Origin of the sequence: Thermomonas sp. XSG (assembly GCF_014678725.1) — a bacterium.
GTDB lineage: Bacteria > Pseudomonadota > Gammaproteobacteria > Xanthomonadales > Xanthomonadaceae > Thermomonas.
In genome coordinates, this window is sequence record NZ_CP061497.1 from 1,740,824 (window position 1) to 1,765,519 (window position 24,696).

Here is a 24,696-nt window from a genome sequence, read left to right on the forward strand (position 1 = left end):
GCAGGGGAGCGTCCGCCGGGCCTCACGGCTGCCAGCCGTAGCTCAGCTTCACGAACACGCTGCGGGTGTTGCCGAACAGCTCGCGATGGTCGTCGTCCATGAACGCGCCGTAGGACGCGCCGGCGTACAGCGCGGTGCGCGGGTTGACCTTGTAGGAATAGACCAGCTGCGCGGCCCAGTCGCGCGCGCTTTCGTTTAACGCGTCGAGGTAGAGCGCCGGGTCGCGGTCCACCTTGCTGCCCTGCACGGTGATGCGCAGCCGCTGGCGCGGGTCGAACTGCCAGCTGCCGCCCGCGTTCAGCACGCTGGCGGTGAATGCGGTGCCGCCGTCGCGGCGCATGCGCTGGTGGACAAGGTCCATGTCCAGCGCGATGCCGCGGCCGACATTGAGGTTGCCGGACAACTCGAGCATCGTGCGCCGGCCGGTGCGGTCCGCGGCCAGGTCCAGCATCTGCCCGACCTGCACGTAGGCGCCCAGCTGCAGCTTGCCGTTGGGGCGGAAGCTGGCGTTGACGTCGGCGTAGTGCTCGTCGAACAGCCGGCCCTCCCAGTACCGCGTACGGGTCAGGCCGTGCAGGCGCAGGCTGCTCTGCATCGGTCCCTGCGCGTTGACCTGCGCTTCCAGCTCGCGTTCCAGCAGCTGGCCGTCGAAGCGGTGGGTGATGTCGAAGTCCACGTAGGCATTGATGCGGTTGAACGCCTTGCCGTCGCGGAACCAGCTGTGGCCGGCGCCCAGCAGCGACTTGTCGTAGCCCACCTGGCCCATGAAGCCGAGATCGGCGCGGAAGCCCGGGTCGATGTCCATATGCCAGGCGTCGAAGCTCCAGTTGCGGTTGCCGAACGAATACGCGGCGCGCCAGGCGTTGCCGGACGGGGTGGCATCGTCGCCCAACTCGTCCCTGTAGCCATCGACAATGGCGGCGGGATATTCCGACTGGCTGTGCAGGAACTGCGCGGTGGCGGTGTGGCTGCCCTGCTGCCAACGGGCGTCGACGCCGGCCACGTTGTTGCTGTAGTCGTCGCCCTGGCGGAAGGTGCCGATCGCGCCGACGCTGAAGTGGGTGTTGAAGTCGTAGCGGTAGCGCCCCACCGCCACGTTGGCCTGCTGGTCCAGCTGCTCGAAGCCCGAGCCCAGCACGCCCGGCACCAGCAGCAGGGTGGTGGCGTCGCGCGCCACGATCGCGCCGTAGGCGCCGCTGCCGGTGCGGCCGGTCACGCGCAGGCCGAAATCGGGGTCGGCGATCTGGCGCGTATAGAGCACGTCGAACTGGCTGGTGAAGTAGTCCGCGCCCTCCAGGAAGAACGGCCGCTTCTCCTGGTAGAACAGCGCGAAGCTGTCGTTGAAGGCGAGCTGCAGCTGGTCGGTTTCGACCTGCGAGAAGTCCGGGTTGAGGGTGGCGTTGAGGGTCATCGCCGGCGACGGCGCCCAGCTCACGTCCACGCCGGGCTCGATGCTGGTGTCGCCGCTGCGCCAGCGTTCGCCGGCGTGGTCGCGGTCCTGCGTGGTGCCCACGGTCAGGGTCGGCACGATCTCCAGATTGCGGCCCTGCTGCGCACCGGCCAGGCCGTCGTACTTGCCCCACTGGCACTGGAAGCAGTTGGATTCGCGCGGCACCTGGTGGCTGGCCAGCTGGTGGCGCTTGTCGCGCGGCCAGTTGCGGAACAGCGAGATGCCCCAGCGCTGGTCGCCGCCGGCAGCCGGGAAGCGCAGGGTGGAAAACGGGATGCGCACCTCGACTTCGTAGCCGTCGTCGGTCAGCCGGCCGGCGCTGGCCCACAGCCCGTCCCAGCTGGGATCCTCCTGGTTGTTGCTGTTGGTTTCGTCGCGGATCAGGTCGGCCTGCACGCCCAGCGGGTTGACGATCAATTCGTAGCCGCGGCGGTGGTCGTTGAAGGTGTCGAGGAACACGCCCACCCAGTCGTCGTTGAACGCGGCGTCGCGGTCACGCAGGTGGGCGCGGATGCGCGACGGGTCGGGGTCCTTCGCGTGGAAGGCCAGGTACAGCGCATCGGCGGTATAGCCCATCCGCACCGTGGTCTTCACCGGCGCGGGGGTGTTGTCGCCGGGCTGGATGTCGAAGGCGATCTCCTGCACCAGCGCCTCGCCCCACGCCGCCTCGTCCGGGTTGCCGTCGATGCTGATGTCGCCGCGCAGCAGCGGGATGCGGCCGCCGGGCACGAACGGCGAACGCGACACGGCACCGGCGTCGTCCGCGGCAGGCGGGGTGGCGGCATGGGCGCCGGCGAACGGGGCGCACAGCAGCAGGGCGGTGGCCAGGGCGTGCGGCTTCAGGGCAAACGGCTTCAAGCGGGCTCTCCATCGCGGATCGTCGATGACACTGGGATGCCGCACCGGTGCCCACGGTTGCCATGACTGATGGCAGGGATGGCGATCGGCGGCGGGCGCGCAGTGTGGTCCATCCGCGCCGCAGCGCGGCCAGGCATGCGACGGATGCCTGCCGGCGGCGATAAACTCGGGTTTTTCCGCTACCGGGTCGTGACCATGCGTCAGCTGCTTCTTTCCGTTTCCATCGCCGCCGCGCTGGGCCTGGTCGCCACCGGCTGCCAGCGCAACCAGAACCCCGCGCCCGCCGCTGCCGCGCCGGCCGCACCGGCCGCTGCCGCGGAGAAGATCGTGGACGAGCATTCCTACGCCCAGCCGGACAAGGTCCGCACCACCGACCTGGCGCTGGACCTGGCCATCGACTTCGACAGCAAGACCATCGGCGGCACCGCCACCTACGCGCTGGACTGGGTGGACAAGTCCGCGACCCAGCTGGTGCTGGACACCCGCGACCTGACCATCGACAAGGCCGAAGGGCAGACTGCCGACGGCAAGTGGGAGCCGCTGAAGTTCGCGCTGTCGGACAAGGACAAGGTGCTGGGCAGCGCGCTGACCATCGAAACCCCGAACCGTCCGGCCAAGGTGCGCGTCACCTATGCCACCTCGCCCGAGGCCTCCGGCCTGCAGTGGCTGGCGCCGTCGATGACGGAAGGCAAGCAGACCCCGTTCATGTTCAGCCAGTCGCAGCAGATCCACGCGCGTTCGTGGGTGCCGCTGCAGGACACCCCGCAGATCCGCTTCACCTACAGCGCCCACGTGAAGTCGCCGGCCGACGTGATGGTGCTGATGAGCGCCGACAACGACCCGAAGGCGGCGCGCGATGGCGACTACAGCTTCAAGATGCCGCAGAAGATCCCGTCCTACCTGCTCGCCATCGCCGCCGGCGACCTGGTGTTCAAGCCGATCGGCGAGCGCAGCGGCGTGTGGGCGGAGCCGGCGATGGTGGACAAGGCGGTGGCCGAGTTCGACGACACCGAGAAGATGATCGATGCCGCCGAAGGCCTGTACGGCCCGTACCGTTGGGGCCGCTACGACCTGCTGGTGCTGCCGCCGTCGTTCCCGTACGGCGGCATGGAGAACCCGCGCCTGACCTTCGCCACCCCCACCGTGATCGTCGGCGACAAGTCGCTGGTCTCGCTGATCGCGCATGAGCTGGCGCACAGCTGGTCGGGCAACCTGGTCACCTTCGCCACCGACAAGGACAGCTGGCTCAACGAGGGCACCACCACCTACGTGCAGAGCCGGATCACCGAGGCGCTGTACGGCCGCGACATGGCCGCGATGGAGGAGGTGATCGACCGCGACGAACTGAAGAACGAATTCAAGTCGCTCGATCCCAAGCTGCAGCGCCTGTCGCTGAAGCCGGGCACGCTGGCCGACCCGGACGACCAGTCCAGCGCCACCGTCTACACCAAGGGCGCCTGGTTCCTGCAGTTCCTGGAAAAGCGCTTCGGCCGCGCGGTTTTCGATCCGTGGCTGAAGGGCTACTTCGACCATTTCGCCTTCCAGAGCATCACCACCAGCCAGTTCCGCGACTACCTGAAGGCCAACCTGATCGACAAGCACCCCAACGTGGTGACGATGCAGGAGGTCGACCAGTGGCTGTACGAGCCCGGCATCCCCGGCAACGCGCCGCAGGTGGAGTCCGGCAAGTTCAGCACGGTGAATGCCGCGCGGATCGCCTGGCAGGGCAGCGCCAAGCTGCCCGACAAGGCCATCACCGGCGCCTGGGGCACGCAGGAATGGGTGCATTTCCTCGAAGGCATGCCGGAGTCGCTGAAGGCCGAACAGCTGCAGCAGCTGGACGAGGCCTACCATTTCACCGGCACGCCCAATGGCGAGATCGCGATGCGCTGGTACCCGCTGGCTGAACGCAGCGGGTATGCGGCGGCGCGCGAGGAGATGGGCAAGTTCCTGGAGCGCGTCGGTCGCCGCAAGCTGATCCTGCCGGTCTACAAGGCGCTGGTGGCAACGCCGGGCGGGCTGGCCTTCGCCGAGCAGGTGTTCGCCAAGGCCAAGCCGGCCACCCACCCGATCACCGCGGGCTCGGTGGAGGCGATCATCGCCGAAGCCAAGGCGAAGGCGCCGGCGGCAGCGGCTGCTCCGGCAGCCCAGTGACCGCGCCGGGCGCGCCGGCCCGCGTGGCCGGCGCGCTCGCGTAGACGATGGTCAAACCCTTCGTCCTGCCCTTGTTCCTGCTCGCGGTGCTGGTCGCCGCGATCATCCTGTGGCGCGATCCGTACCTGCTGGTGCGCGCGGAGTTCGCGCGCCAGCGTGTTGCCGCAGGACTGTCCGCGGGCACGGTTGAAGCCGCCGGCCATCGCTGGGCGTACGCGTACCGCGAGGCCGACGATCCCGCCGCGCCCACCCTCGTCATGCTGCACGGCTATACCGGCAGCAAGGAGAACTGGTATCCGCTGGCGCGCGAACTGCGGGGTCGCTACCGGCTGCTGGTTCCCGACCTGCCGGGCTGGGGCGCGTCGGAGCGCAAGCCGGGCGTCGCCTATGGTTTTCCCGAACAGGCGGAACGCGTGGCGGCGTTCCTGCGCGTGGTCTCGTCTGATCGGCCGGTGGTGTTGCTGGGGCATTCGATGGGCGGCGGCATCGCCGCGCTGGTCGCCGCGCGGCATCCGGACACGGTGGCGAAAGTGGGGCTGCTCAACGCGGCCGGCGTGCGCTTCAAGGACAACCGCTTCGGCCTTGCCGTGCTGGCCGGCCGCAATCCGTTCGCGGTGGAGGATGCCGTGGGCCTGCAGCGCTACCTCGACACGGTGTTCTTCGACGCGGCCGCCAAGCCGTGGATCCCGTGGCCCGCCTCGACCGGGCTGATCGAAAAACGCCGCGCCGACGCCGCCTTCGAGCAGTCGGTGCTGGACCGCATCGGCCGCGGCGCCGACAGCCTGCTGCCGGGCGAAGAGGCCGCACGCATCCGCCAGCCGGCGCTGCTGCTGTGGTGCCGGCAGGATGCGGTGATCGACCCCAGCGCATTGGACCTGTACGCGGCGCGCATCCCGCAGGCGCGCCGGGTGCTGCTGGATGGCTGCGGCCACATGTCGCTGATGGAGCGCCCGCACGCGGTGGCCGAGGCCGTGGTTGAATGGATGCACGCACAGTGACGTGGACAGACGTACCGATGGGAGCACGCCGATGAAAATCCTGCCGCTGGTGGTTGCGCTGTGCCTGCTGCTGCCTGCCTGCAAGGGCGAGGACCCGGAGGCCGCCGCGCGCGCCGCCGCCGCGCAGGCGGAGGCGAAGGAACAGGCGGCAGTGGCGATGGAAAAGCAGTTCGAGGACGCGGTGGCCGCGCAGAACTGGCGGCTGGCCAAGGGCTACGGCGAGGTCCTGCAGATCGACCACCCCACCAGCCAGGCCGCGGCGCGGGTCAAGCCCAGACTCGAGGACATCCGTGCCAAGGCCGAGGCCGAGGTGCTGCAGCAGCGGCTGGCGGCGCTGTGGAGCTACGGCGACGAGCCGGTCGGCAAGGACGGCCACCAGCTGTCGGCGTCGATCTATTCGCAGGAGCCGGTGGACACCGACGGCGGCGGCGCGCACCCGGTGCGGCTGATCTTCCGCGACCACCCGGAATGGGGCCGCAGCGCCTACCTGGTGCTGGAGGCCGGCGACTTCGACTGCTACGGCGGCTGCAGGCTGAAGGTCGTCGCCGACGGCAAGACCCACACGCTGCCGGGCTCGCGGCCGAAGACCGACGAAGCCATCGCCATGTTCATCGAAGACCACAAGGCGCTGTGGAAACTGGCGAAATCGGCCGGCCACCTGTCGATCGAATTCCCGACCAAGGCCGTCGGCAGGCGCACTGCCGAGTTCGAGGTCGGCGGCTTGGCGCCGGCGAAGCTGCCGAAGTGGAACTGAGCCGGTGGCCTTCGACATCGCCGTCATTGCGCTGGTCAGCGCGCTGGCGCTGGCCCTGCACGTGATCCTGTTCCTGCTGGTGCGGCGCTGGATGGACCGCGACCTGGCCCTGTCTTTCGCCGGGGCGGATGCCGACCGGCGCGCGTGGATGCTGGCCCGGCTGCGGCAGGCGAAGGCGCAGGGGGTGCGCCGGCGCGAGCTGCCGGCATGGCTGGAGCGTGCAGCGGCGGAATACCCCGCCGCCGCGACCAATCAGCCCAGCGCGTAGCCGAACTGCTGGCGGAACTGCTCGGCGAATTCCTCGTAGTCGAAACGCTGGTTCTGGGTGCCGGGGTGCTCCACCTTGAGCGCGCCCATCAGGTTGCCCATGCGGCCGATGGTCATCCAGTCGTAGCCCTTCTCGATGCCGAAGATCAGGCCGGCGCGGAAGGCGTCGCCGCAGCCGGTGGGATCGGTGACGCGGCGCTCGTGCGCCGGCGGGATGCGGTGGGTGGTGCCGTCGGCGTGGATCTCGGCACCCTGCGGCCCGCGCGTGGTGATGTAGGCCTTCACCCTGGCGGCGATGTCCTGCTCGCTCCAGCCGGTGCGCTCCTGCAACAGGTTGGACTCGTAGTCATTGACGGTGACGTAGTCGGCCAGCTCGATGAAGCGGCGCAGTTCCTCGCCGTTGAACAGCGGCATCGCCTGGCCGGGGTCGAAGATGAAGGGGATGCCGGCCTCGTGGAATTCCTTCGCGTTCTGCAGCATGCCCTCGTAGCCGTCGGGGCTGACGATGCCGATGGTCACGCCCGGCACGTCCTTCACGTGATTCTCGTAGCTGCGCATCATCGCGCCCGGATGGAAGGCGGTGATCTGGTTGTTGTCGTGGTCGGTGGTGATGAACGCCTGCGGGGTGAACAATTCGTCGATCACCTTGACGTGGTCCAGGGTGATGGCGTGCTCGCCGAACCATTCGCGGTACGGGCCGAAGTCCGCGCCCACCGTGGCCATCGGGATGGGGTCGCCACCCAGCAGCTTGAGGTTGTAGGCGATGTTGCCTGCGCAGCCGCCGAACTCGCGGCGCATCCGCGGCACCAGGAAGGACACGTTGAGGATATGCACCTTGTCCGGCAGGATGTGGTTCTTGAACTGGTCGGGGAACACCATGATGGTGTCGTAAGCCAGGGAACCACAGATCAGGGCAGCCATCGGGAGTCTCGGAAAGCGGACGCAAGGCCGCCCATGATACCCGCCGTCCCGGCCGCGGGCACGCCGTGTGAATGGGTCCGGGACGTTGTTCCTTGCCGGCGGCGGGGGGCATTGCTAGGCTAACCGCCCCCGGCGGTGTCAGCGACCGCGGCCTTCTTCCTTCCGCGTTTCCCCCGCGCGGCGATCCCCTTTTCCGGCAGCCCTCCGCATGTTCAAGTTCCTCGGCCGCTACTTCTCCAGCGACCTTTCCATCGACCTCGGCACCGCCAACACCCTGATCTACGTGCGTGGCCAGGGCATCGTCCTCAATGAACCCTCGGTCGTGGCGGTGCGCCAGGACCGCGGCGGCGGCGCGCGCGCGGTGGCGGCGGTCGGCAGCGAGGCCAAGCAGATGCTCGGCCGTACCCCCGGCCATATGACCACGGTGCGGCCGATGAAGGATGGCGTGATCGCCGACTTCACCTACACCGAGGAAATGCTCAAGCACTTCATCCGCAAGGTGCACAAGAGCCGCTTCCTGCGCCCCAGCCCGCGCGTGCTGGTGTGCGTGCCGGCCGGCAGCACCCAGGTGGAGCGCCGCGCGATCAAGGAGTCGGCGGAAGAGGCCGGCGCGCGCGAGGTCTACCTGATCGAGGAGCCGATGGCGGCCGCGATCGGCGCCGGCATGCCGGTGACCGAGGCGCGCGGCTCGATGGTCGTGGACATCGGCGGCGGCACCACCGAGGTGGCGGTGATCGCGCTGAACGGCATCGTCTATTCGCAGTCGGTGCGGATCGGCGGCGACCGCTTCGACGAGGCCATCATCGCCTACGTGCGCCGCCACCACGGCATGCTGATCGGCGATGCCACCGCCGAGAAGATCAAGATGGAACTGGGCAACGCCTACCCGCAGGCGCAGGTGCGCGAGATGGAAATCTCCGGCCGCCACCTGGCCGAGGGCGTGCCGAAGATCATCACCATCAATTCCAACGAAGTGCTGGAGTCGCTGCGCGAGCCGCTGTCCGGCATCGTCTCCGGCATCCGCCTGGCACTGGAGCAGACCCCGCCGGAGCTGTGCTCCGACGTTGCCGAGCGTGGCATCGTGCTGACCGGCGGCGGTGCGCTGCTGCGCGACCTCGACAAGCTGATCTCCGAGGAAACCGGCTTGCACGTGCAGGTGGCGGATGATCCGCTGACCTGCGTGGCGCGCGGTGGCGGGCGCGCGCTGGAGCTGGTGGACATGCACGGCAACGAGTTCTTCGCGCCGGAATGATCCGTTGCCGCGGGCGTCGGGGAGGGGGCGCGTGAGCGAGCGCACGCGATCTTCCTTCCGCGACGCGCCGGTGTTCCCCTTCTTCCGCTGTCCCCTTTCCCGCGCCTAGACCATGCCCCACGCCGGCCCTTCCGCTTCCCGCCCCGGTGAAATCGCCGGCGTGCTGCGGTTGTTGGCCTTCCTGGTGCTGGCCGGTGCGCTGATGGTGCTGGACTACCGCGGCGGCTGGTTGCATGCGACGCGGGTGCGCGCCGAGGCGGCGATGCAGCCGCTGTGGTGGCTGGCCGGGCTGCCGTCGCGCGCGGGCTCCAGCCTGCGCGAGAACGTGGTGACCCGCGCCCAGCTGGCCAGCGACAACGCGCGCCTGCGCCAGGCGCTGTTGCTGTCGGCCGCCCGCAATGCACGCCTGCGCACCGCCGCGGCGGAGAATGCACGCCTGCGCGGGCTGCTGGACAGTGCCGAACGCGGCCGCCTCGACGTGCAGTTGGCCGGCGTACTCGACGTCGACCTGGACCCCAGCCGCCAGCGCCTGCTGCTGGATGCCGGTAGCGGCAGCGGCGTGCGGGTCGGTCAGCCGGTGATCGATGCCCGCGGCCTGATGGGGCAGGTGATCGCCACCACCCCGAGCACCGCCACCGTGTTGCTGCTGACCGACCCCGACCACGCCGTGCCGGTCATGGTGGCGCGCAGCGGGGTGCGGCTGGTGGTCTATGGCACCGGCCGCAGCGACGCGCTGCAGCTGGGCGACATTCCGCTGTCGGCCGACGTGCGGGAAGGCGATGAGCTGCTGACCTCCGGCCTGGGCGAGCGTTTCCCGCCCGGCTTCGCAGTGGGGCGGGTGGGCGCGCTGCGGGCAGACGACAGACGTGCCTTCCTCGAGGCGGAAGTGAAGCCGGCCGCGCAGCTGGACCGCGGTCGCGACGTGCTGTTGCTGCGCGGCTACCGCCCGGCCCTGGCCGCATCCGCCGGGGCGCCCGGCGCCGCCGCTGCCGTCCCGGTGCCGCCGCCAGCCGCGCAGCCCGTGGAGCCGGCCCGATGAGCCGCGCGCGCAACGGCTGGGTGCTGCCGGTCAGCCTGCTGCTGGCGCTGTTGCTGGGTCTGGTGCCCCTGCCCGGCGCGCTGCAGGCGCTGCGGCCGTACTGGCTGGCGCTGGTGCTGGCGTACTGGCTGCTGGAAACCCCGGACCGGGTTGGGCTGGGCACGGCGTTCGTGCTGGGCCTGCTGGCCGATCTCGCGTTCGGCGGGTTGCTGGGCGAACAGTCGCTGCGGCTGGTGGTGCTGGCGTTCATCCTCGAGCGCTTCCGCGCACGGCTGCGCTTCTTCCCGGTTTCGCAGCAGGCGCTGACCATCGGCGTGCTGTTGCTCAACGACCGCGTCATCAGCGCCGGCCTGCACCTGCTGACCGGCGTGCCGCAGCTGCCGTGGCTGTACTGGGCGGCGCCGCTGGCCGGGATGTTGCTGTGGCCGCCGCTGCACCTGCTGCTCGATTTCCTGCGGCTGCGCCGGCCCGGCTGAGCGATGATGCGCCGCGCCCGCCAGATCAAGGACCATGCCGCCGAAGCCGCGCTGTTCCGCCGCCGCGCGCTGGCCGGCTTCCTGGTCGCGCTGGCCGGGCTGGGCGGGCTGGCCGGCTGGTATTTCCGGCTGCAGGTGCTCCGCCACGACGAGTTCGCCACCCGCTCCGAGGCCAACCGCCTGCGGTTGGTGCCGGTGGCGCCGGCGCGCGGGCTGATCTACGACCGCAAGGGCCGCATCCTCGCCGACAACGTGGCGGCATGGCGGCTGGAGGCGGTGCCGGAGCGGGCCGGCGACCCTGCAAAGCTGCTGGCAAGTCTGCAAGACGTAGTCGCCCTGGACGACGAGCAGAAGGCGCAGTTCCTGCGCGACTACAGGGCGGCCCGGCCGTTCAAGCCGGTGACCATCAAGCTGCGGGTGCCGGACGAGGAAGTCGCGCGTTTCGCGGTCGACCGCTGGCGCTTCCCGGGCGTGGAGCTGGTGCCTTACCTCGGCCGCGTCTACCCCTATGGCGACCTGTTCGCGCACGTGGTCGGTTACGTCGGTCGCATCGACGACAAGGACCTGGCCGCGCTGGGCGATGCCGGCGGCGCCTACACCCACACCGGCAAGACCGGGCTGGAGCGCTACTACGAGGCGCAGCTGCGCGGCCGGCCCGGTTACCGGCGGCTGGAAACCAACGTCGCCGGGCGCACCGTGCGCGCGCTCGACACCGTGCCGGCGGTGCCCGGCACCGACCTCAAGCTGTCGATCGACACTGAGCTGCAGCAGGCGATGGTGGATGCGTTCGGCGAACTGGAAGGCACCGCGGTGGCGCTGGACCCGCGCACCGGCGAGATCCTGGCGATGGTCAGCCTGCCGTCCTACGACACCAACCTGTTCGTCAACGGCATCAGCCATGCCGACTACCGGGCGCTGAACGACAACCCCTCGCGGCCGCAGTTCAACCGCCTGGTCCTGGGCGGCGTGGCGCCCGGCTCGACGATCAAGCCGCTGACCACGCTGGCCGGGCTGGACAGCGGACTGCGCAGGCCCGAGGACAAGGTCCTGTCCACCGGCGTGTTCCGCCTGCCGGGAATGAGCGGCCGCGGCTGGCTGGATGGCGTCCACGGCTGGACCGATGCCCGCAAGGCGATCTACGAATCGGTCAACACCTACTACTACAGGCTCGCGATGGACCTGGGCGAGAAGCGCTACGGCGAATACATGGCGAAGTACGGCTTTGGCCAGCCGACCGGCATCGACCTGTCTGGCGAAATCGCCGGCATCGTGCCGTCGCCGGCATCGAAACGGCAGTACGCGAAGGACCGCTGGTATCCCGGCGACATGGTTAACGCCTCCATTGGCCAGGGCTTGTGGAAGGTTACGCCGCTGCAACTCGCGCGCGGCACGGCGGCAATTGCCGACGACGGCCGGTTGCGCCGGCCGCACCTGGCGGCGCAACAGCGCGCGCGCTTCGATGCGGCCTGGCATTCGATCCCGCAGCCGGCACCGTCGCGGATCAGCGAGGATGCCGGGCATCTGCGGGTGGTCCAAGAAGGCATGGCGCTGACCACCACCCACGGTACCGCGGCCAGCGTGTTCCGCGGCGCGCCGTATCGTTCAGCCGGCAAGACCGGCACCGCGCAGGTCGTCAATCGCGGCGCGCGCGCGGTCGATCCGCGGTCGTTGCCGCTGTGGAAACGCCATCGCGCGCTCTACATCGGCTACGCGCCGGTCGAAAGCCCGAGCATCGTGATTGCGGTGGCGGTCGAGGGCGGCGGCTTCGGCGCGTCCAGCGCCGCGCCGATCGCGCGCAAGGTGTTCGACGCCTGGCTGCTGGGCAAGCAGCCGTTGCCCGCCGCCGCGACCGTCGGCGTCGCCGCCCGGTCGGTCCTGCCGGATTTCTCCGACGTGCGCGGCAGCCCGGACGCGGTGCCGGTCGCGCCTGCGTCGGCGCGGGAGGCGCGATGAAGGGCCTGTTGCGGATCCTGCTGGAGCTGCTGCAGCGCTTCGCGCGCACGCTCGACCTGCCGCTGCTGGCGGGGCTGCTGGCCCTGATGGGGATCGGCCTGGCCACCCAGTTCAGCGCCGGCAACGAATCCCTGCGCGGGGTTGCGATGCAGGGCGCGTTCTACTGCGTCGGCCTGGGCGCGCTGTGGGTGGCCTCGCGGCTGCCGGCGCACCTGCTCAAGCAGGCGACCCCGGCGATCTTCCTGCTGTCGCTGGTGCCGCTGGTGCTGGTGCTGTTCATCGGCAGCGGCAAGTACGGCAACCACTGGATCAACCTCGGCTTCTTCAACTTCCAGCCGTCGGAGCTGGCCAAGCTGACCCTGCCGATGATGCTGGCTTGGCATTTCGACCGCCAGCGGCTGCCGCCGCGCTTCGGCGTCCTGCTGGGCGGGGTGGCGATCATCGCGATGCCGGTGGGCCTGACCCTGCTCCAGCACGACCTCGGCACCGCCGCGCTGGTGTTGGCCGCCGGCGTGTTCGTGCTGTTCCTGGCCGGCACCTCGTGGTGGTGGTGGAGCGCCGCCGCGGTGATCGGCGGCACCGGCTTCGCGCTGGCGATGTTCGCGCCGATCGAATGGCTGGGCTTCCTGCGGCCCTACCAGCAGGATCGCATCCTGACCTTCCGCAACCCCGAGAACGACCCGATGGGTGCGGGCTGGAACATCCTGCAGTCGCAGATCGCCATCGGCGGCGGTGGGATGACCGGCAAGGGCTGGGGCCAGGGCACCCAGTCGCACCTGAACTACCTGCCCGAGCACACCACCGATTTCGCGTTTTCGGTGCTGGCCGAGGACTTCGGCTGGATCGGCGTGGCGCTGACGCTGGCGCTGTACCTGTTCGTGGTCGCGCGCTGCCTGTGGATCGCCGCCGACTCGCGCGACGGCTACGCGCGCCTGCTGGCCGGCGCCATCGGCCTGTCGCTGTTCGTCTACGTGCTGGTCAACGGCGCGATGATTTCGGGAGTGCTGCCGGTGGTTGGCGTGCCGATGCCGCTGCTGAGCTACGGCGGCACCTCGGCGGCCACCCTGCTGCTGGGTTTCGGCGTGGTGATGGCGCTGAAATCGCGTCGCCAGGTACACCGCTGAGCCGCATCGCGGCTGCGTTTGCGGCTGCGGCGCGGGCGGGGTTTTGCGCCGCTTAACCTGAATGCGACGTTCCGATTTTGCCGGGAGCGCGTGCTACCCTCCGCGCCGATGATCCGACGCATCCTGACCAGCCTCGCCGTGCTCGCGCTTGCCGCCTGCGCGGGAACGCCCCGGAAGCCGACGCCAGCACTGGTGCCGGAACCCCTGCCACCCCCCGCGGCACCGGCACCGGCCGAAACGCCGCGCGACATCGCCGCCGCCCGCGCCGAATTCGTGCGCAGCACCGCGCAGCGGTTTGCCATTCCGGCTGCCGACATCGAAGCCGTGCTGGCACGTGCGCAGATCCGCGATGCCATCATCAAGGCGATGTCGCGCCCTGCCGAAGCCAAGCCGTGGCGCGACTACCGGCCGATCTTCATCCAACCGGCACGCATCGACGGCGGCCGCGCCTTCCTCGAAGCCAACCGCAGCGCCCTGCAGCGCGCCGAGGACAGCTACGGCGTGCCGAAGGAAATCGTGACCGCGATCCTCGGCGTGGAAACCAGCTATGGCGGCAACAAGGGCAGCTGGCCGGTGGTCGATGCGCTCTACACGCTGGCATTCGCCTACCCGCGCAGCGGCGACCCGGCGCGGGTGGCCTACGAGGACAGGCGCGAGGCCTTCTTCCGCGACGAACTGGCGCAGCTGTTCGCGCTGGGCAAGGAAGAGGGGCTGGACATCACCACCCTCAAGGGCAGCTATGCCGGTGCGATGGGCTGGGGCCAGTTCATGCCGTCCAGCTATCGCCAGTACGCGGTGGACGGCGATGGCGACGGCCGTCGCGACCTGTTCAATGATCTTGATGACGTGTTCGCTTCGGTCGCGAACTACTTCGCGAAGAAGGGCAATTGGCAGCCCAAGGGGCCGGTGATGGAGCGCGCGGTGCGCGATCCGGCCGCCGCCGATTTCGTCAACCCGGGCAACGCGGTCACCCTGGACCAGCGGGTGGACGCGCTGGCCGCGCTCGGTTACCGCGCCGCCGACCCAGTGGCCGTGCTGCACATGGACGGCGGCCAGCCGGTGACGCTGATCACGCTCGAGGGTGTTGCCGGTCCGGAGTACTGGATCGTCTACAACAACTTCAAGGCGATCACCACCTACAACATCTCGCGGCTGTACGCGACCGCGGTGTACCAGCTCGCCCAGGCCATCGCCGGGCGCGAGGTGGACGGCGCATGACGCCGCCGCTGCGCCTGCTGGTGGCGCTGCTGCCGCTGGCGCTGGCGGCCTGCGCGACCACCGGTGGCAGCGCCTCCCGCGGCGCCCCGGCGGACGCCGCGGCACGCAGGCCGGTCGATGCCACGCCCGCGGAGGGCATCGCGCCCACCCCGCGCCGGGTGTCGCCCTACGCGCCGGCGCAGGAGGATCCGAGCAAGCGCGGCGATTACGTCGCCGGCGGCCTGTTCCGTCCCGGCGTCGCCGACACCGTGCCCGACGAGATTCCCGACGTCGACTTGATTCCCGAGCCGGAAGTGCGTGACGAGCCGCGCGCGCGCACCGGCAACCGCGACTATGCGGTGCTCGGCCAGAAGTACCGGGTGTTGGACGACCACGAGGGCTATGCCGAGGAAGGCGGCGCGTCCTATTACGGCAAGAAGTTCCACGGCCGCCGCACCTCCAGCGGCGAGGTGTACGACATGTACGCCTTCAGTGCCGCCCACAAGAGCCTGCCGCTGCCCAGCTTCGCCCGCGTCACCAACCTCGACAACGGCAAGTCGGTGGTGGTGCGGGTCAACGACCGCGGCCCGTTCCACAAGGGCCGGATCATCGATCTCAGCTACGCCGCCGCGGTCAAGCTGGGCTACCGCGAGCGCGGCACCGCGCGGGTGCGGGTGGAGGCGCTGTCGCCGGACGCCGTTGCGACCGCTGCTGCCGCCCCCGCCGCGCCATCGGCGATGGACAAACTGGTGCAGGCGCTACCCGAGCAGAAGCCGGTTGCCGACAACGGCAATCGCTTCGACATGCACCAGGACGGCCGCACCATGAGCGCCGACGAGTTCGATGCCTGGATGCGCGCCCGCCAGATCCGCGTGGCGACCGGCAAGCCGACCCCGGTCGCCGCAAGCGCCGCCCGCGCGCCGGCCCCGGCCGCGCCGGTGGCAGCCGCTGGCGCGCCGGTGGCAATCGCCGCGCAGGCCACCCCGACCGCCGAAGGCATCACCCTGCAGGTTGCCAGCTTCAGCAACCAGCGCAACGCCGAGCAGGCGCTGTCGCTGCTGCGGGGCGCGGCGATCGCGCAGGCCCAGCTGCAGGATGCCGACATCAACGGTCGCAAGGTCTGGCGGCTGCGGATCGGGCCGGTCAGCGAAGCGGCAACCCCGGAACTTGCAGCGCGCATCGTGGGTCTGGGTTTCGGGCAGCCGCAGCGCATCCGCAACTGACGCCCGCCATTCGCAGGCATGGCCTGCATTCCCGGGCGGGCATCCTGTTGTCGCTAGAATGACCGCCAGCATGTTTTTGCGTCGCGCCTGCGCGACCCTCAGGAGTATTGATCGATGCGTTCCCTGTTTTCCGTCGTCCTCGTTTCCGCCGCACTGGCCGCCGGTTCCGGCTTCGCCATCGCCCAGACGCCGGCGCCCGCCCGCCCGGCCGCGCTGAGCGACAACCTGCCGGTGCCGGACGCGCCCGCGCCCAAGGTCAGCAAGGCCTGGCTGGTGATGGACTACGCCACCGGCCAGGTGCTGGCCGGCGAGAACGTGGATACCCCGGTGGAGCCGGCCAGCATCACCAAGGTGATGACCAGCTACGTGATCGCCGCAGAAATGGCCGCCGGCAAGATCAAGGCCACCGACCAGGTGATGATGAGCGAGAACGCCTGGCGCAGCGGTGGCGCCGGTACCGACGGCAGCTACAGCGGCTTCGAGGTCAACAAGACCGCGCCGCTGGAGCAGATGGAAAAGGGCATGGTGGTGCAGTCCGGCAACGATGCCGCGATCGCGCTGGCCGAACACGTTGCCGGCAGCGAGCAGGCGTTCGCCCAGCTGATGAATGCCTACGCCAAGAAGATCGGCATGAAGGCGTCCCACTTCGTCAACCCGCACGGGCTGACCGCCGAGGGCCATGTCACCACCGCGCACGACCTGGCGCTGCTGGGGCGCGCGCTGATCCGCGACTTCCCCGAGGCGTATTCGTACAACAAGATCAAGGAATTCACGGTTGGCCCGATCACCCAGCCCAACCGCAACCTGCTGCTGTGGCGCGATGCGTCGGTCGACGGCATCAAGACCGGCCACACCTCCAGCGCCGGCTATTGCCTGATGGCCTCGGCCAAGCGCGGCGACCAGCGCCTGATCACCGTGGTGATGGGCGACACCAGCGAGAACCAGCGCGCGGTGGACTCGCAGGCGCTGCTCAACTGGGGCTTCCGCTTCCACGAGACCCATCGCCTGTACGAGGCCGGCAAGGCGCTGGCCTCGCCGAAGGTGTGGAAGGGCGAGGAGGACGTGGTGCAGGTGGGCGTGGCGCAGCCGCTGCTGGTCACCACCGCACGCGGCAAGTACGACCGCCTGAAGGCCACCATGGACCTGCCGAAGTCGCTGGTGGCGCCGATCGCCAAGGGCCAGAAGATCGGCACTGTGAAGGTGACCCTGGATGGCAAGCTGGTGGCGCAGGCGCCGCTGGTGGCGGTGAGCGCGGTGGAGGAGGGCGGCTTCTTCAAGCGCCTGTGGCACGAGTTGCTGATGTGGTGGCAGAGCTGAGCCAGCCCCGGCTTGCCCGCGCGCGGCGGCTCCGCGCAGGGTTGGGGATGTCCCGCGGCGTCCCCATAATGCGTGTATGAACACGATCCATTCCGACAATCCCGAGCACGGCTTCCAGTTCCCCGGCACCTTCGAGCTGTCGGCGATGGGTCCCGCCGACAAGCATCTGGAATCCGACCTGCCGCAGCACCTGCTGGCCGCCGGCATCGACGTGCTGCACGAAGACGTGACCTGGCGGCACTCGACCAACGGCAAGTACGTGTCGGTGCGGATTTCGTTCCGTGCCCGCTCGCGCGAGGAATACGACCGCGCCCACGCCGCCCTGCGCGACCACCCTGAAGTGAAGTGGACGCTCTGAGTCCCGCTGTGCTCCCCGCCTGTGGGGAGAAGCGGCCGCAGGCAGATGCGGGGCGCCCCGCCATCGTCCGCGACCTTGGCCGCCGCCCCTACGAGCCGGTCTGGCGCGCCATGCAGGCGTTCACCGACGCACGCACCGAGGACAGCGCCGACGAACTGTGGCTGGTCGAGCACGAGCCGGTGTTCACCCTCGGCCAGGCCGGCAAGCCCGAACACGTGCTGATGCCCGGTGACATCCCGGTACTCCATGTCGACCGCGGCGGCCAGGTGACCTATCACGGGCCCGGCCAGATCGTCGCTTATCCACTGCTCGACCTGAAGCGGCTGAAGATCGGCGTGCGCGATTACGTCTGCCGGATTGAACAGGCCATCATCGACACCCTCGACGAATGGAACATCGGCGCCGCCCGCAAGGACGGCGCGCCCGGCGTGTACGTGGGCGGCGCCAAGATCGCCTCGCTGGGCATCCGCGTGCGCCGCGGCTGCACCTTCCACGGGCTGGCCTTCAACATCGAAGGTGGCAGCACCGCCGCGTTCGCGCGGATCAACCCATGCGGTTACGCCGGCCTGCAGGTGGTGGCGCTGTCCGACCTCGGTGGGCCGTCGTCGCTGGACGCGGTGAAACCGGTCCTGCTGGAACAGCTGGGCCGGCAGTTCGGCCTGGCATGGCGACATGAGGCCGCGCCGCCGGCCTGAGCCTGCCCGCCAGCCCGATGTGCGCGATAATCGCGCCATGAGTACTCCCCCCCGCAGCATCCCGCTCGCCGTCGTCGACGGTGCGGCCTCCCTCGAGCCCGGCGTGCGCCAGGTTGCCGACCAGAAGATCGCCCGCTCGCCGGTGCAGTTCGCCGACGCGCCGACCCTGCGCAAGCCCAGCTGGATCCGCGTGCGCATCCCCAGCGGCAACGCGGTGCAGACGCTCAAGGCCAAGCTGCGCGAGAACCGGCTGGTGACGGTCTGCGAGGAGGCCAGCTGCCCCAACATCCACGAGTGCTTCAGCCACGGCACCGCCACCTTCATGATCCTCGGCGAGGTCTGCACCCGCCGCTGCAGCTTCTGCGACGTGGCCCATGGCAGGCCCAAGCCGCCGGACCCGGTGGAGCCGCTGCGGCTGGCGCAGACGGTCAAGGACATGGGCCTGCGCTACGTGGTGGTCACCAGCGTCGACCGCGACGACCTGCGCGATGGCGGCGCCGGCCACTTCGTGGACTGCATCGCCGCCATCCGCGAAATCGCGCCGGGCACGAAGATCGAGATCCTGACCCCGGACTTCCGCGGCAAGGGCCGGATGGAGCGCGCGCTGGAGATCCTCGCGCTCAACCCGCCGGACGTGTTCAACCACAACGTCGAAACCGTGCCGGACCTGTACCGCAACGTGCGCCCGGGGGCCGACTACCAGTGGTCGCTAACCCTGCTGCAGAAGTTCAAGCAGCAGCATCCGGCCATCCCGACCAAGTCCGGCATCATGCTGGGTCTGGGCGAGACGATGGAGCAGGTGCAGGCCACCCTGCGCGACCTGCGCGCGCATGACGTCGAGATGGTCACCATCGGCCAGTACCTGCAGCCCAGCGCCCATCACCACCCGGTGCTCCGCTACTGGACCCCGGACGAATACCAGCAGCTGGCCGATTACGGCAATGCGTTGGGCTTTGCCCACGTCGCCTCCGGGCCGATGGTGCGCTCCAGCTATCACGCCGATCGCCAGGCCGCCGCCCGTTTGGGCACCGGCGAGGGCCGCGCGTCGGATTGAGGCGCGGGCGTGGAGGTGGCGTTCACCCAGGGCGCAGCCGGGCAGGTACAGTGGGATGGAACGCAGTAGTGCAACTTCCAGCACTGTTGCGGGGTCGAAACCTTCGCCATCCTGCCCGTGTACCTCCCACAGCGGCCCCACGCCGCGGAATCCAGATGATCCGCAACCGCCCCCTGATCTTTCTGTCCATCGCCGTGGCGCTGGCCACGCCGCTGGCCCTGCTGGCCGGCAGCAGCGACATCGCGCTGTCGTCCGGCCCCACCCAGGACCAGTCCACCACCGCGCGCATGGTCCACGGGCTGCTGTCCGACAGCCGCTACGCCTACCGGCCGCGCGCGCTGGACGACGCGCTCTCGCGCGAGATCCTCACCGAATACCTGAAGACGCTCGACCCCGGCAAGGTGTTCCTGACCGCGCAGGACGTGGCCGGCTTCCAGCGCTACGCCACCACCCTGGACGATGCGATCAAGAGCGGCCAGGTGGACCCTGCGTGGACGATCTTCGGCACCTACCGGCGCCGCGTCGAGGACCGCATCGCTTATGCGCGCGGGCTGCTCAAGGGCGAGTTCGATTTCACGAAGGACGAGCGCTACCAGTACGACCGCGAGGACGCGCCGTGGGCGGAACCGGCGGCGCTGGACACGCTGTGGCGGCAGTCGGTGAAGAATGACTGGCTGCGACTGAAGCTGGCCGGCAAGCCCGCCGACGAGATCCGCAAGACGCTGGACAAGCGCTACGCCAACCTGCTGACCAGCGTGAACGAACTGAAGGGCGAGGAAGTGTTCCAGAGCTTCCTCAACGCCTATGCCGGCAGCATCGATCCGCATACCGACTACATGACCCCGCGCAGCGCGGAGAACTTCAACCTGTCGATGTCCAATTCGCTGGAAGGCATTGGCGCGGTGCTGTTCCGCCAGGACGATGTGGTGGTGGTGCGTGAGATCGTTCCCGGTGGGCCGGCGGCGCGCAGTGGCCGGCTCAAGCCCGGCGACCGCATCGTCGGCGTCGGTCAGGGCAGCGCAGGCGAGATGAAGGACGTGATCGGCTGGCGCATCGATGACGTGGTGGCGCTGATCCGCGGCGCGGCCGACACGCAGGTGCGGCTGGACACGGTGCCGGCGGAGGCGCCGCTGGACAGCAAGCCGCAGACGCTGCGGCTGACCCGCGCCAAGGTGCGGCTGGAGGACGCCCGCGCCAAGGCAGAAACCATCGTGGTGCCTGCCGACGCCGGCGCGCCAGCACGCCGGATCGGCGTGATCAAGCTGCCGGGCTTCTACCAGGATTTCGAGGCGCGGCGCCGCAACGAGGCCAACTACGCTTCGGCCACCCGCGACGTGGCGAAGATGCTGGTCGACTTCCGTGCGCAGAAGGTCGATGGCGTGGTGCTGGACCTGCGCGGCAACGGCGGCGGTTCGCTGACCGAGGCGGTGGAGCTGACCGGCCTGTTCATCGACAAGGGTCCGGTGGTGCAGGTGCGCGAGTCCGGCGGCCGGGTCAACGTGCAGTACGACCAGGACGCGGGCGTGGCTTGGGACGGCCCGCTGGCGGTGCTGATCAACCGCGGTTCGGCTTCGGCTTCGGAAATCGTGGCCGGTGCGATCAAGGACTACGGGCGCGGGCTGGTGATCGGCGAGACCACCTTCGGCAAGGGCACCGTGCAGACCATGGTCGACCTGGACCGCTGGCCGGCCAACGAGAAGCCGCGCTTCGGCGAGGTCAAGCTGACCGTGGCGCAGTTCTTCCGCCCCGACGGCAGCAGCACCCAGAACAAGGGCGTGGCGCCGGACGTCGCGTTCCCGGCCAGCGTGGATGCCGCGGAGTTCGGCGAGAGCACCTATCCCAACGCGCTGCCGTGGACCCGCATCGCCGCTGCGCCGCACGCCCGTTACGGCAATTTCGCGCCGTTGCTGGGCCAGCTGCAGGCGCGCCACCAGGCGCGTTCGGCCAAGGACGTGGAGTTCCAGTGGTGGGCCGAGGACGTGCGCCGCTTCCGCGAGGAGCAGGCGAAGAAGTCGATCTCGCTCAACGAGGCCGAGCGCCGCGCCGAGCGTGACCGTTTCGATGCGCAGCGCAAGCAGCGTGCCGAAGCGCGCAAGCGCCTGGGCATCGAGCTGGACCCGCTGCTGGATGCGCGCGCGGACGACGGCCTGGCGGCCGACGAGCGCAACGTCGCCGAATCGGTGGCGCGCGAAGAGGCGGCGAAGAAGGCGACCGATCCGCTGCTGCGCGAGTCCGCGGCGATCCTGGCCGATGCGGTGGCGCTGCTAGGCAAGGACGCGGCGCTGGCGGCGCAGGTGCTGCCGGTCACCCGCAACGGTGCGGGGCACTGGGCCGACTGACCCGGCGCGCACGCGTTTCTCCTGTGGTTCCTGGCGGGCACCTTCGGGTGCCCGCCGCTGTCTGAAGGTCCAGCCGATGCCTGCTTCCCCCGTTCCCGCGGCGCCCGCCGCCCGCGTCGCGCTGGCGCTGGCGGCGGTGTATGTCATTTGGGGTTCCACCTACCTTGCCATCCGCTTCGCACTGGAGGGCGGCTTCCCGCCGTTCCTGCTGGGCGGCGTCCGCTTCCTGATCGCAGGCGGGCTGATGTTCGCTTTCCTGCGCTGGCGCGGCGTGCCCGCGCCCACCCGCGCGCAGTGGCGCAACCTGGCGGTGATGGGCGTGCTGCTGCTGCTGATGGGCAACGGGCTGGTGAACTTCGGCGAGCAGAGCGTCTCGTCGGGGATGACCGCGGTGATCGTGTCCTCGTCGGCGCTGTGGATGGGCGTGTTCTCGGCGGTGCGCGGGCACCGGCCCAACGCGATGGAGTGGACCGGGCTGTGCATCGGTTTCCTCGGCGTGCTGTGGCTGAGCGCCGGCGGCAGCCTGTCCGCCACCCCGGCGGGGCTGGTCGCGCTGCTGCTCGCGTCGGTGGCGTGGTCGTACGGTTCGATCTGGAGCAAGGGCCGCGACCTGCCGTCGCCGTTCATGACCTCGGCCGGTCAGATGCTGTGCGGCGGCGTGGCGATGTGCCTGCTCGGCGGTGCGCTGGGCGAGCGCTTCCACGGCCTGCCAACCACGCATGCGATCGGTGCGTTCTGGTACCTGGTGGTGATGGGCTCGCTGGTCGGCTTCTCGGCCTATATCTGGCTGCTGCACCACGTGCGGCCGGCGCTGGCGACCAGCTATGCCTACGTCAATCCGGCGATTGCCGTGGTGCTGGGCGCGCTGCTGGCGCACGAGCGCTTCGGCATGCGCGAGTCGGTGGCGATGGGAGTGATCCTGCTCGGCGTGGTCACCATCACCTTCGCGCGCACGGCCAAGCCGCGGCCGGCGGTCGGGGACGCGGCGTGAGCGCGGCCGGGAGGGCCGATGCCGCGCGCGGCACCTGGGTGGCGGTGGGCACCTTCGTCCTGTGGGGCCTGGCGCCGCTGTACTGGCACCTGCTGAAGGCGGTGCCGTCGCTGCAGATCGTGCTGCATCGGGTGGTGTGGAGCGCGCTGATGGTGGGGGCGTTCCTGTTCTGGCGCGATGGCCGCCACTGGTTCCGCGCGGTGCTGGCCGGGCATCCGCGGCTGTGGTGGATGCTGCTGCTGAGCGGCGTGCTGATTTCCTGCAACTGGGGCCTGTACATCTGGGCGGTCAATGCCGGCCACGTGGTCGAGACCGCGCTGGGCTATTTCATCAACCCGTTGCTCAACGTGTTGATCGGCGTGCTATTCCTGCGCGAACGGCTGCGCCCGCTGCAGTGGGCGTCGGTGGCGATCGCCTTCGCCGGGGTGCTGTGGCTCACCGTCCAGTACGGCAGCTTCCCGTGGATCGCGCTGACCCTGGCGCTGTCGTTCGGCATCTACGGCGTGCTGCGCAAGCTGGCGCATGTGGATTCGGTGGCCGGGCTGGGAGTGGAGAGCGCCTACCTGTTCCTGCCGGTGCTGGGCTGGCTGCTGTGGAGCGAATTCCACGGCACCGGCGGCTTCCTCGCGCTTGGCGACGGGCCCGGCTACGGCATGACTGCCAACCTGCTGCTGGTGCTGTCGGGGCTGGTCACCGCCCTGCCGCTGGTCGGCTTCGCCTACGCGGTGCGCAGGATCTCGCTGACCAGCGTCGGCATCCTGCAATACATCGCGCCGACCCTGCAGTTCCTGATCGGCGTGTTCGTGTTCGCCGAGCCGTTCGACCGCGCCCGCCTGGTCGGCTTCGCCTGCATCTGGCTGGCGCTGGCGGTGTTCGTGGTCGACGGCCTGCGCAACAGCCGGCGCATGCGCGAGGCGGCGCTGGCCGAACTGGCCTGAAGCGCCGCGGTCAGGCCGACCGCAGCGCTTCCGTGACCGGCAGCCGCGCGGCGCGCAGCGCCGGGAACAGGCCGCCGACCAGACCGATCCCCAGCGCCCACTTCAGCCCGGTCCACGCCAGTTCCGGACTGACCTTGAACTGGAACACCACCTGGCTGAAGTTCTGCCCCAGCGTGCTGACCGTGTAGCCGTTGAACACGATCCACGCGATGGCCGCGCCCAGCAACCCGCCCAGCAGCGCCAGCAGCATGGTTTCCAGCATCACCGCCGTCACCACCGGCACGCTGCGGAAGCCCAGCGCGCGCAGGGTGGCGATCTCGCGGGCGCGCCCGGCCACCGCCGCGTACATGCTGTTGAGCGCGCCGAATACCGCGCCGATCGCCATGATCGCGCCGATCACCGAGCCGAGGATGCGGATCAGCTTGGTCAGTCCTTCCGACTGCTTGCCGTAGTAGTTGCGCGTGGTGTCCACGTCCAGCTTCAGCCGCGGGTCGCCGGCCAGCGCGGCCTTGAGCTGCTTGAAGCCGGACTTGCCGTCCAGCTTCACCGTCATCGACTGGAACGCGCTGCGCTGGTAGGCCGGGCCGAGCACGTCGGCGTCGGTCCACAGTTCGGATTCGTGCGAATCCTTCGACTCGAACACGCCCACTACCGTCCACATCTGGTTGGCCAGCTTCAGCTGGCGGCCCACTTGCAGGCCGCGGAACTGCCGCTGCGCGCCCTTGCCGATGACGATTTCACGCAGGCCGGGATTGAACCTGCGGCCCTCGACGATCTTCAGCTGCGGGCGGATCGCCCAGCCGGCCGGGCCGACGCCGCGGAACTGCACGTTGGCGTCGGTGCCGTCGGCCATGGTCGGCAGGTTGACCACCTGCGACAGCTCGGGCGAGGCCAGCGGCTTGCCATCGGCGCCGCGGGCGATGCCGGGCAGGGCGGACACCAGCGGCGCCTGGTCGCGGGTGATGACCGAGTTGGTCTCGGCCTGCGAGCCGGCGCGCAGCAGGATCGCGGTGGTGTCGTCGCCGGTGCGATCGAGCGTGGCCTTGAAGCCCTCGCCCATCGCCAGCATCGCCACCAGCACGCCGACCACGCCGGCAATGCCGATGACAATCACGCTGGAGGCGCCCCAGCGCTGCGGCAGCCCGGCCAGGCCTATCTTCGTGGCCTCGCGCGCCAGCCGGCCGCTGCGGGTGGTGTACAGCCACAGCGCGATGGCGGCGGCGATCGCCAGTACCGCAAACCACGGCAGCGCGATCCAGATGCCCAGCCCGATGGCCAGCAGCAGCACGATGGCGAGGCTGGAGAAGAATCCCTTGAGTCGTTTCATGTCGTGATCCC

19 protein-coding genes and 2 pseudogenes are annotated in these 24,696 nt (G+C 69.8%); 18 read left to right on the top strand and 3 right to left on the bottom strand.

The genetic code is table 11. The annotated features are described in order from the left end of the window. Positions 1-22: 22 nt before the first annotated feature. On the bottom strand, positions 23-2,308 hold the full coding sequence (locus ICG51_RS08150; protein WP_190279898.1) for a DUF5916 domain-containing protein: 2,286 nt from the start codon (positions 2,306-2,308) through the stop codon (positions 23-25). A gap of 195 nt (positions 2,309-2,503) precedes the next feature. Between ICG51_RS08150 and ICG51_RS08155 the strand changes: the two genes are divergently transcribed. Genes ICG51_RS08155 through ICG51_RS08170 form a run of 4 tightly spaced genes read left to right on the top strand, consistent with a single transcriptional unit; the run spans position 2,504 to position 6,482 of the window. After that, a complete protein-coding gene (locus ICG51_RS08155) occupies positions 2,504-4,462 on the top strand; it encodes a M1 family metallopeptidase (RefSeq protein WP_190279899.1) in 1,959 nt (652 codons plus the stop codon). Positions 4,463-4,509: 47 nt separating this feature from the next. Further along, positions 4,510-5,460 carry an alpha/beta hydrolase gene (locus tag ICG51_RS08160; RefSeq protein WP_190279900.1) on the top strand — a complete coding sequence of 317 codons (951 nt, stop codon included), beginning with the start codon at positions 4,510-4,512 and terminating at the stop codon, positions 5,458-5,460. Positions 5,461-5,491: 31 nt separating this feature from the next. Beyond that, positions 5,492-6,214: a hypothetical protein gene (locus ICG51_RS08165; RefSeq protein WP_190279901.1), complete on the top strand. Its 723-nt coding sequence runs from the start codon at positions 5,492-5,494 to the stop codon at positions 6,212-6,214. Between the two features lie 4 nt (positions 6,215-6,218). Next, positions 6,219-6,482 (top strand): hypothetical protein, encoded by a 264-nt coding sequence (locus ICG51_RS08170; protein WP_223809402.1) that lies wholly within the window; start codon positions 6,219-6,221, stop codon positions 6,480-6,482. Here the strand turns inward: ICG51_RS08170 and ICG51_RS08175 are convergent. Next, on the bottom strand, positions 6,467-7,402 hold the full coding sequence (locus ICG51_RS08175) for a carbohydrate kinase family protein (protein WP_190279902.1): 936 nt from the start codon (positions 7,400-7,402) through the stop codon (positions 6,467-6,469). The two genes, ICG51_RS08170 and ICG51_RS08175, sit on opposite strands and share 16 nt — an antisense overlap. A gap of 208 nt (positions 7,403-7,610) precedes the next feature. Between ICG51_RS08175 and ICG51_RS08180 the strand changes: the two genes are divergently transcribed. From ICG51_RS08180 to rarD, 14 genes and pseudogenes are all read left to right on the top strand, one after another. Beyond that, entirely contained in the window at positions 7,611-8,654 is a 1,044-nt protein-coding gene (locus ICG51_RS08180; RefSeq protein ID WP_190279903.1) for a rod shape-determining protein, read from the top strand. Between the two features lie 112 nt (positions 8,655-8,766). Further along, positions 8,767-9,603, top strand: a pseudogene (mreC, locus tag ICG51_RS08185) (rod shape-determining protein MreC); the annotation flags it as partial. An 86-nt stretch (positions 9,604-9,689) separates the two neighbouring features. After that, positions 9,690-10,169 (top strand): rod shape-determining protein MreD, encoded by a 480-nt coding sequence (mreD, locus tag ICG51_RS08190; protein ID WP_190279905.1) that lies wholly within the window; start codon positions 9,690-9,692, stop codon positions 10,167-10,169. 6 nt (positions 10,170-10,175) lie between these two features. Then, positions 10,176-12,002, top strand: a pseudogene (gene mrdA, locus ICG51_RS08195) (penicillin-binding protein 2); the annotation flags it as partial. 116 nt (positions 12,003-12,118) lie between these two features. Next, positions 12,119-13,246, top strand: coding sequence for a rod shape-determining protein RodA (gene rodA, locus ICG51_RS08200; protein ID WP_190279906.1), 1,128 nt, complete (start codon positions 12,119-12,121; stop codon positions 13,244-13,246). 108 nt (positions 13,247-13,354) lie between these two features. Further along, entirely contained in the window at positions 13,355-14,464 is a 1,110-nt protein-coding gene (gene mltB, locus ICG51_RS08205; RefSeq protein ID WP_190279907.1) for a lytic murein transglycosylase B, read from the top strand. Then, positions 14,461-15,666: a septal ring lytic transglycosylase RlpA family protein gene (locus ICG51_RS08210; protein ID WP_190279908.1), complete on the top strand. Its 1,206-nt coding sequence runs from the start codon at positions 14,461-14,463 to the stop codon at positions 15,664-15,666. Before mltB ends, ICG51_RS08210 begins: the two co-directional genes overlap by 4 nt. A gap of 114 nt (positions 15,667-15,780) precedes the next feature. Further along, positions 15,781-16,983, top strand: a complete 1,203-nt coding sequence (locus ICG51_RS08215; RefSeq protein WP_190279909.1) for a D-alanyl-D-alanine carboxypeptidase family protein — start codon at positions 15,781-15,783, stop codon at positions 16,981-16,983. A gap of 76 nt (positions 16,984-17,059) precedes the next feature. Next, positions 17,060-17,341, top strand: coding sequence for a DUF493 family protein (locus ICG51_RS08220; protein ID WP_190279910.1), 282 nt, complete (start codon positions 17,060-17,062; stop codon positions 17,339-17,341). A gap of 8 nt (positions 17,342-17,349) precedes the next feature. Beyond that, positions 17,350-18,036 carry a lipoyl(octanoyl) transferase LipB gene (lipB, locus tag ICG51_RS08225; RefSeq protein WP_223809403.1) on the top strand — a complete coding sequence of 229 codons (687 nt, stop codon included), beginning with the start codon at positions 17,350-17,352 and terminating at the stop codon, positions 18,034-18,036. Positions 18,037-18,073: 37 nt separating this feature from the next. Further along, positions 18,074-19,090: a lipoyl synthase gene (lipA, locus tag ICG51_RS08230; protein WP_190279912.1), complete on the top strand. Its 1,017-nt coding sequence runs from the start codon at positions 18,074-18,076 to the stop codon at positions 19,088-19,090. Between the two features lie 155 nt (positions 19,091-19,245). After that, complete coding sequence (locus ICG51_RS08235; protein ID WP_190279913.1) at positions 19,246-21,429, top strand: carboxy terminal-processing peptidase; 2,184 nt, start codon at positions 19,246-19,248, stop codon at positions 21,427-21,429. Positions 21,430-21,505: 76 nt separating this feature from the next. Next, positions 21,506-22,420: a drug/metabolite exporter YedA gene (yedA, locus tag ICG51_RS08240; RefSeq protein ID WP_190279914.1), complete on the top strand. Its 915-nt coding sequence runs from the start codon at positions 21,506-21,508 to the stop codon at positions 22,418-22,420. Continuing rightward, positions 22,417-23,358, top strand: a complete 942-nt coding sequence (rarD, locus tag ICG51_RS08245) for an EamA family transporter RarD (protein ID WP_190279915.1) — start codon at positions 22,417-22,419, stop codon at positions 23,356-23,358. The genes yedA and rarD overlap by 4 nt, the downstream gene beginning before the upstream one ends. Positions 23,359-23,368: 10 nt before the next feature. Here rarD and ICG51_RS08250 read toward each other — a convergent pair whose 3' ends face one another. Beyond that, entirely contained in the window at positions 23,369-24,685 is a 1,317-nt protein-coding gene (locus tag ICG51_RS08250) for an ABC transporter permease (RefSeq protein WP_190279916.1), read from the bottom strand. Positions 24,686-24,696 lie beyond the last annotated feature (11 nt).

Coding starts and splice junctions, on each gene's coding strand:
- ICG51_RS08155 (WP_190279899.1), top strand. CDS start 2,504: ATGCGTCAGCTGCTTCTTTCCGTTTCCATCGCCGCCGCGCTGGGCCTG.
- ICG51_RS08160 (WP_190279900.1), top strand. CDS start 4,510: ATGGTCAAACCCTTCGTCCTGCCCTTGTTCCTGCTCGCGGTGCTGGTC.
- ICG51_RS08165 (WP_190279901.1), top strand. CDS start 5,492: ATGAAAATCCTGCCGCTGGTGGTTGCGCTGTGCCTGCTGCTGCCTGCC.
- ICG51_RS08175 (WP_190279902.1), bottom strand. CDS start 7,402: ATGGCTGCCCTGATCTGTGGTTCCCTGGCTTACGACACCATCATGGTG.
- ICG51_RS08180 (WP_190279903.1), top strand. CDS start 7,611: ATGTTCAAGTTCCTCGGCCGCTACTTCTCCAGCGACCTTTCCATCGAC.
- mreD (WP_190279905.1), top strand. CDS start 9,690: ATGAGCCGCGCGCGCAACGGCTGGGTGCTGCCGGTCAGCCTGCTGCTG.
- rodA (WP_190279906.1), top strand. CDS start 12,119: ATGAAGGGCCTGTTGCGGATCCTGCTGGAGCTGCTGCAGCGCTTCGCG.
- mltB (WP_190279907.1), top strand. CDS start 13,355: ATGATCCGACGCATCCTGACCAGCCTCGCCGTGCTCGCGCTTGCCGCC.
- ICG51_RS08210 (WP_190279908.1), top strand. CDS start 14,461: ATGACGCCGCCGCTGCGCCTGCTGGTGGCGCTGCTGCCGCTGGCGCTG.
- ICG51_RS08215 (WP_190279909.1), top strand. CDS start 15,781: ATGCGTTCCCTGTTTTCCGTCGTCCTCGTTTCCGCCGCACTGGCCGCC.
- ICG51_RS08220 (WP_190279910.1), top strand. CDS start 17,060: ATGAACACGATCCATTCCGACAATCCCGAGCACGGCTTCCAGTTCCCC.
- lipA (WP_190279912.1), top strand. CDS start 18,074: ATGAGTACTCCCCCCCGCAGCATCCCGCTCGCCGTCGTCGACGGTGCG.
- ICG51_RS08235 (WP_190279913.1), top strand. CDS start 19,246: ATGATCCGCAACCGCCCCCTGATCTTTCTGTCCATCGCCGTGGCGCTG.
- yedA (WP_190279914.1), top strand. CDS start 21,506: ATGCCTGCTTCCCCCGTTCCCGCGGCGCCCGCCGCCCGCGTCGCGCTG.
- ICG51_RS08250 (WP_190279916.1), bottom strand. CDS start 24,685: ATGAAACGACTCAAGGGATTCTTCTCCAGCCTCGCCATCGTGCTGCTG.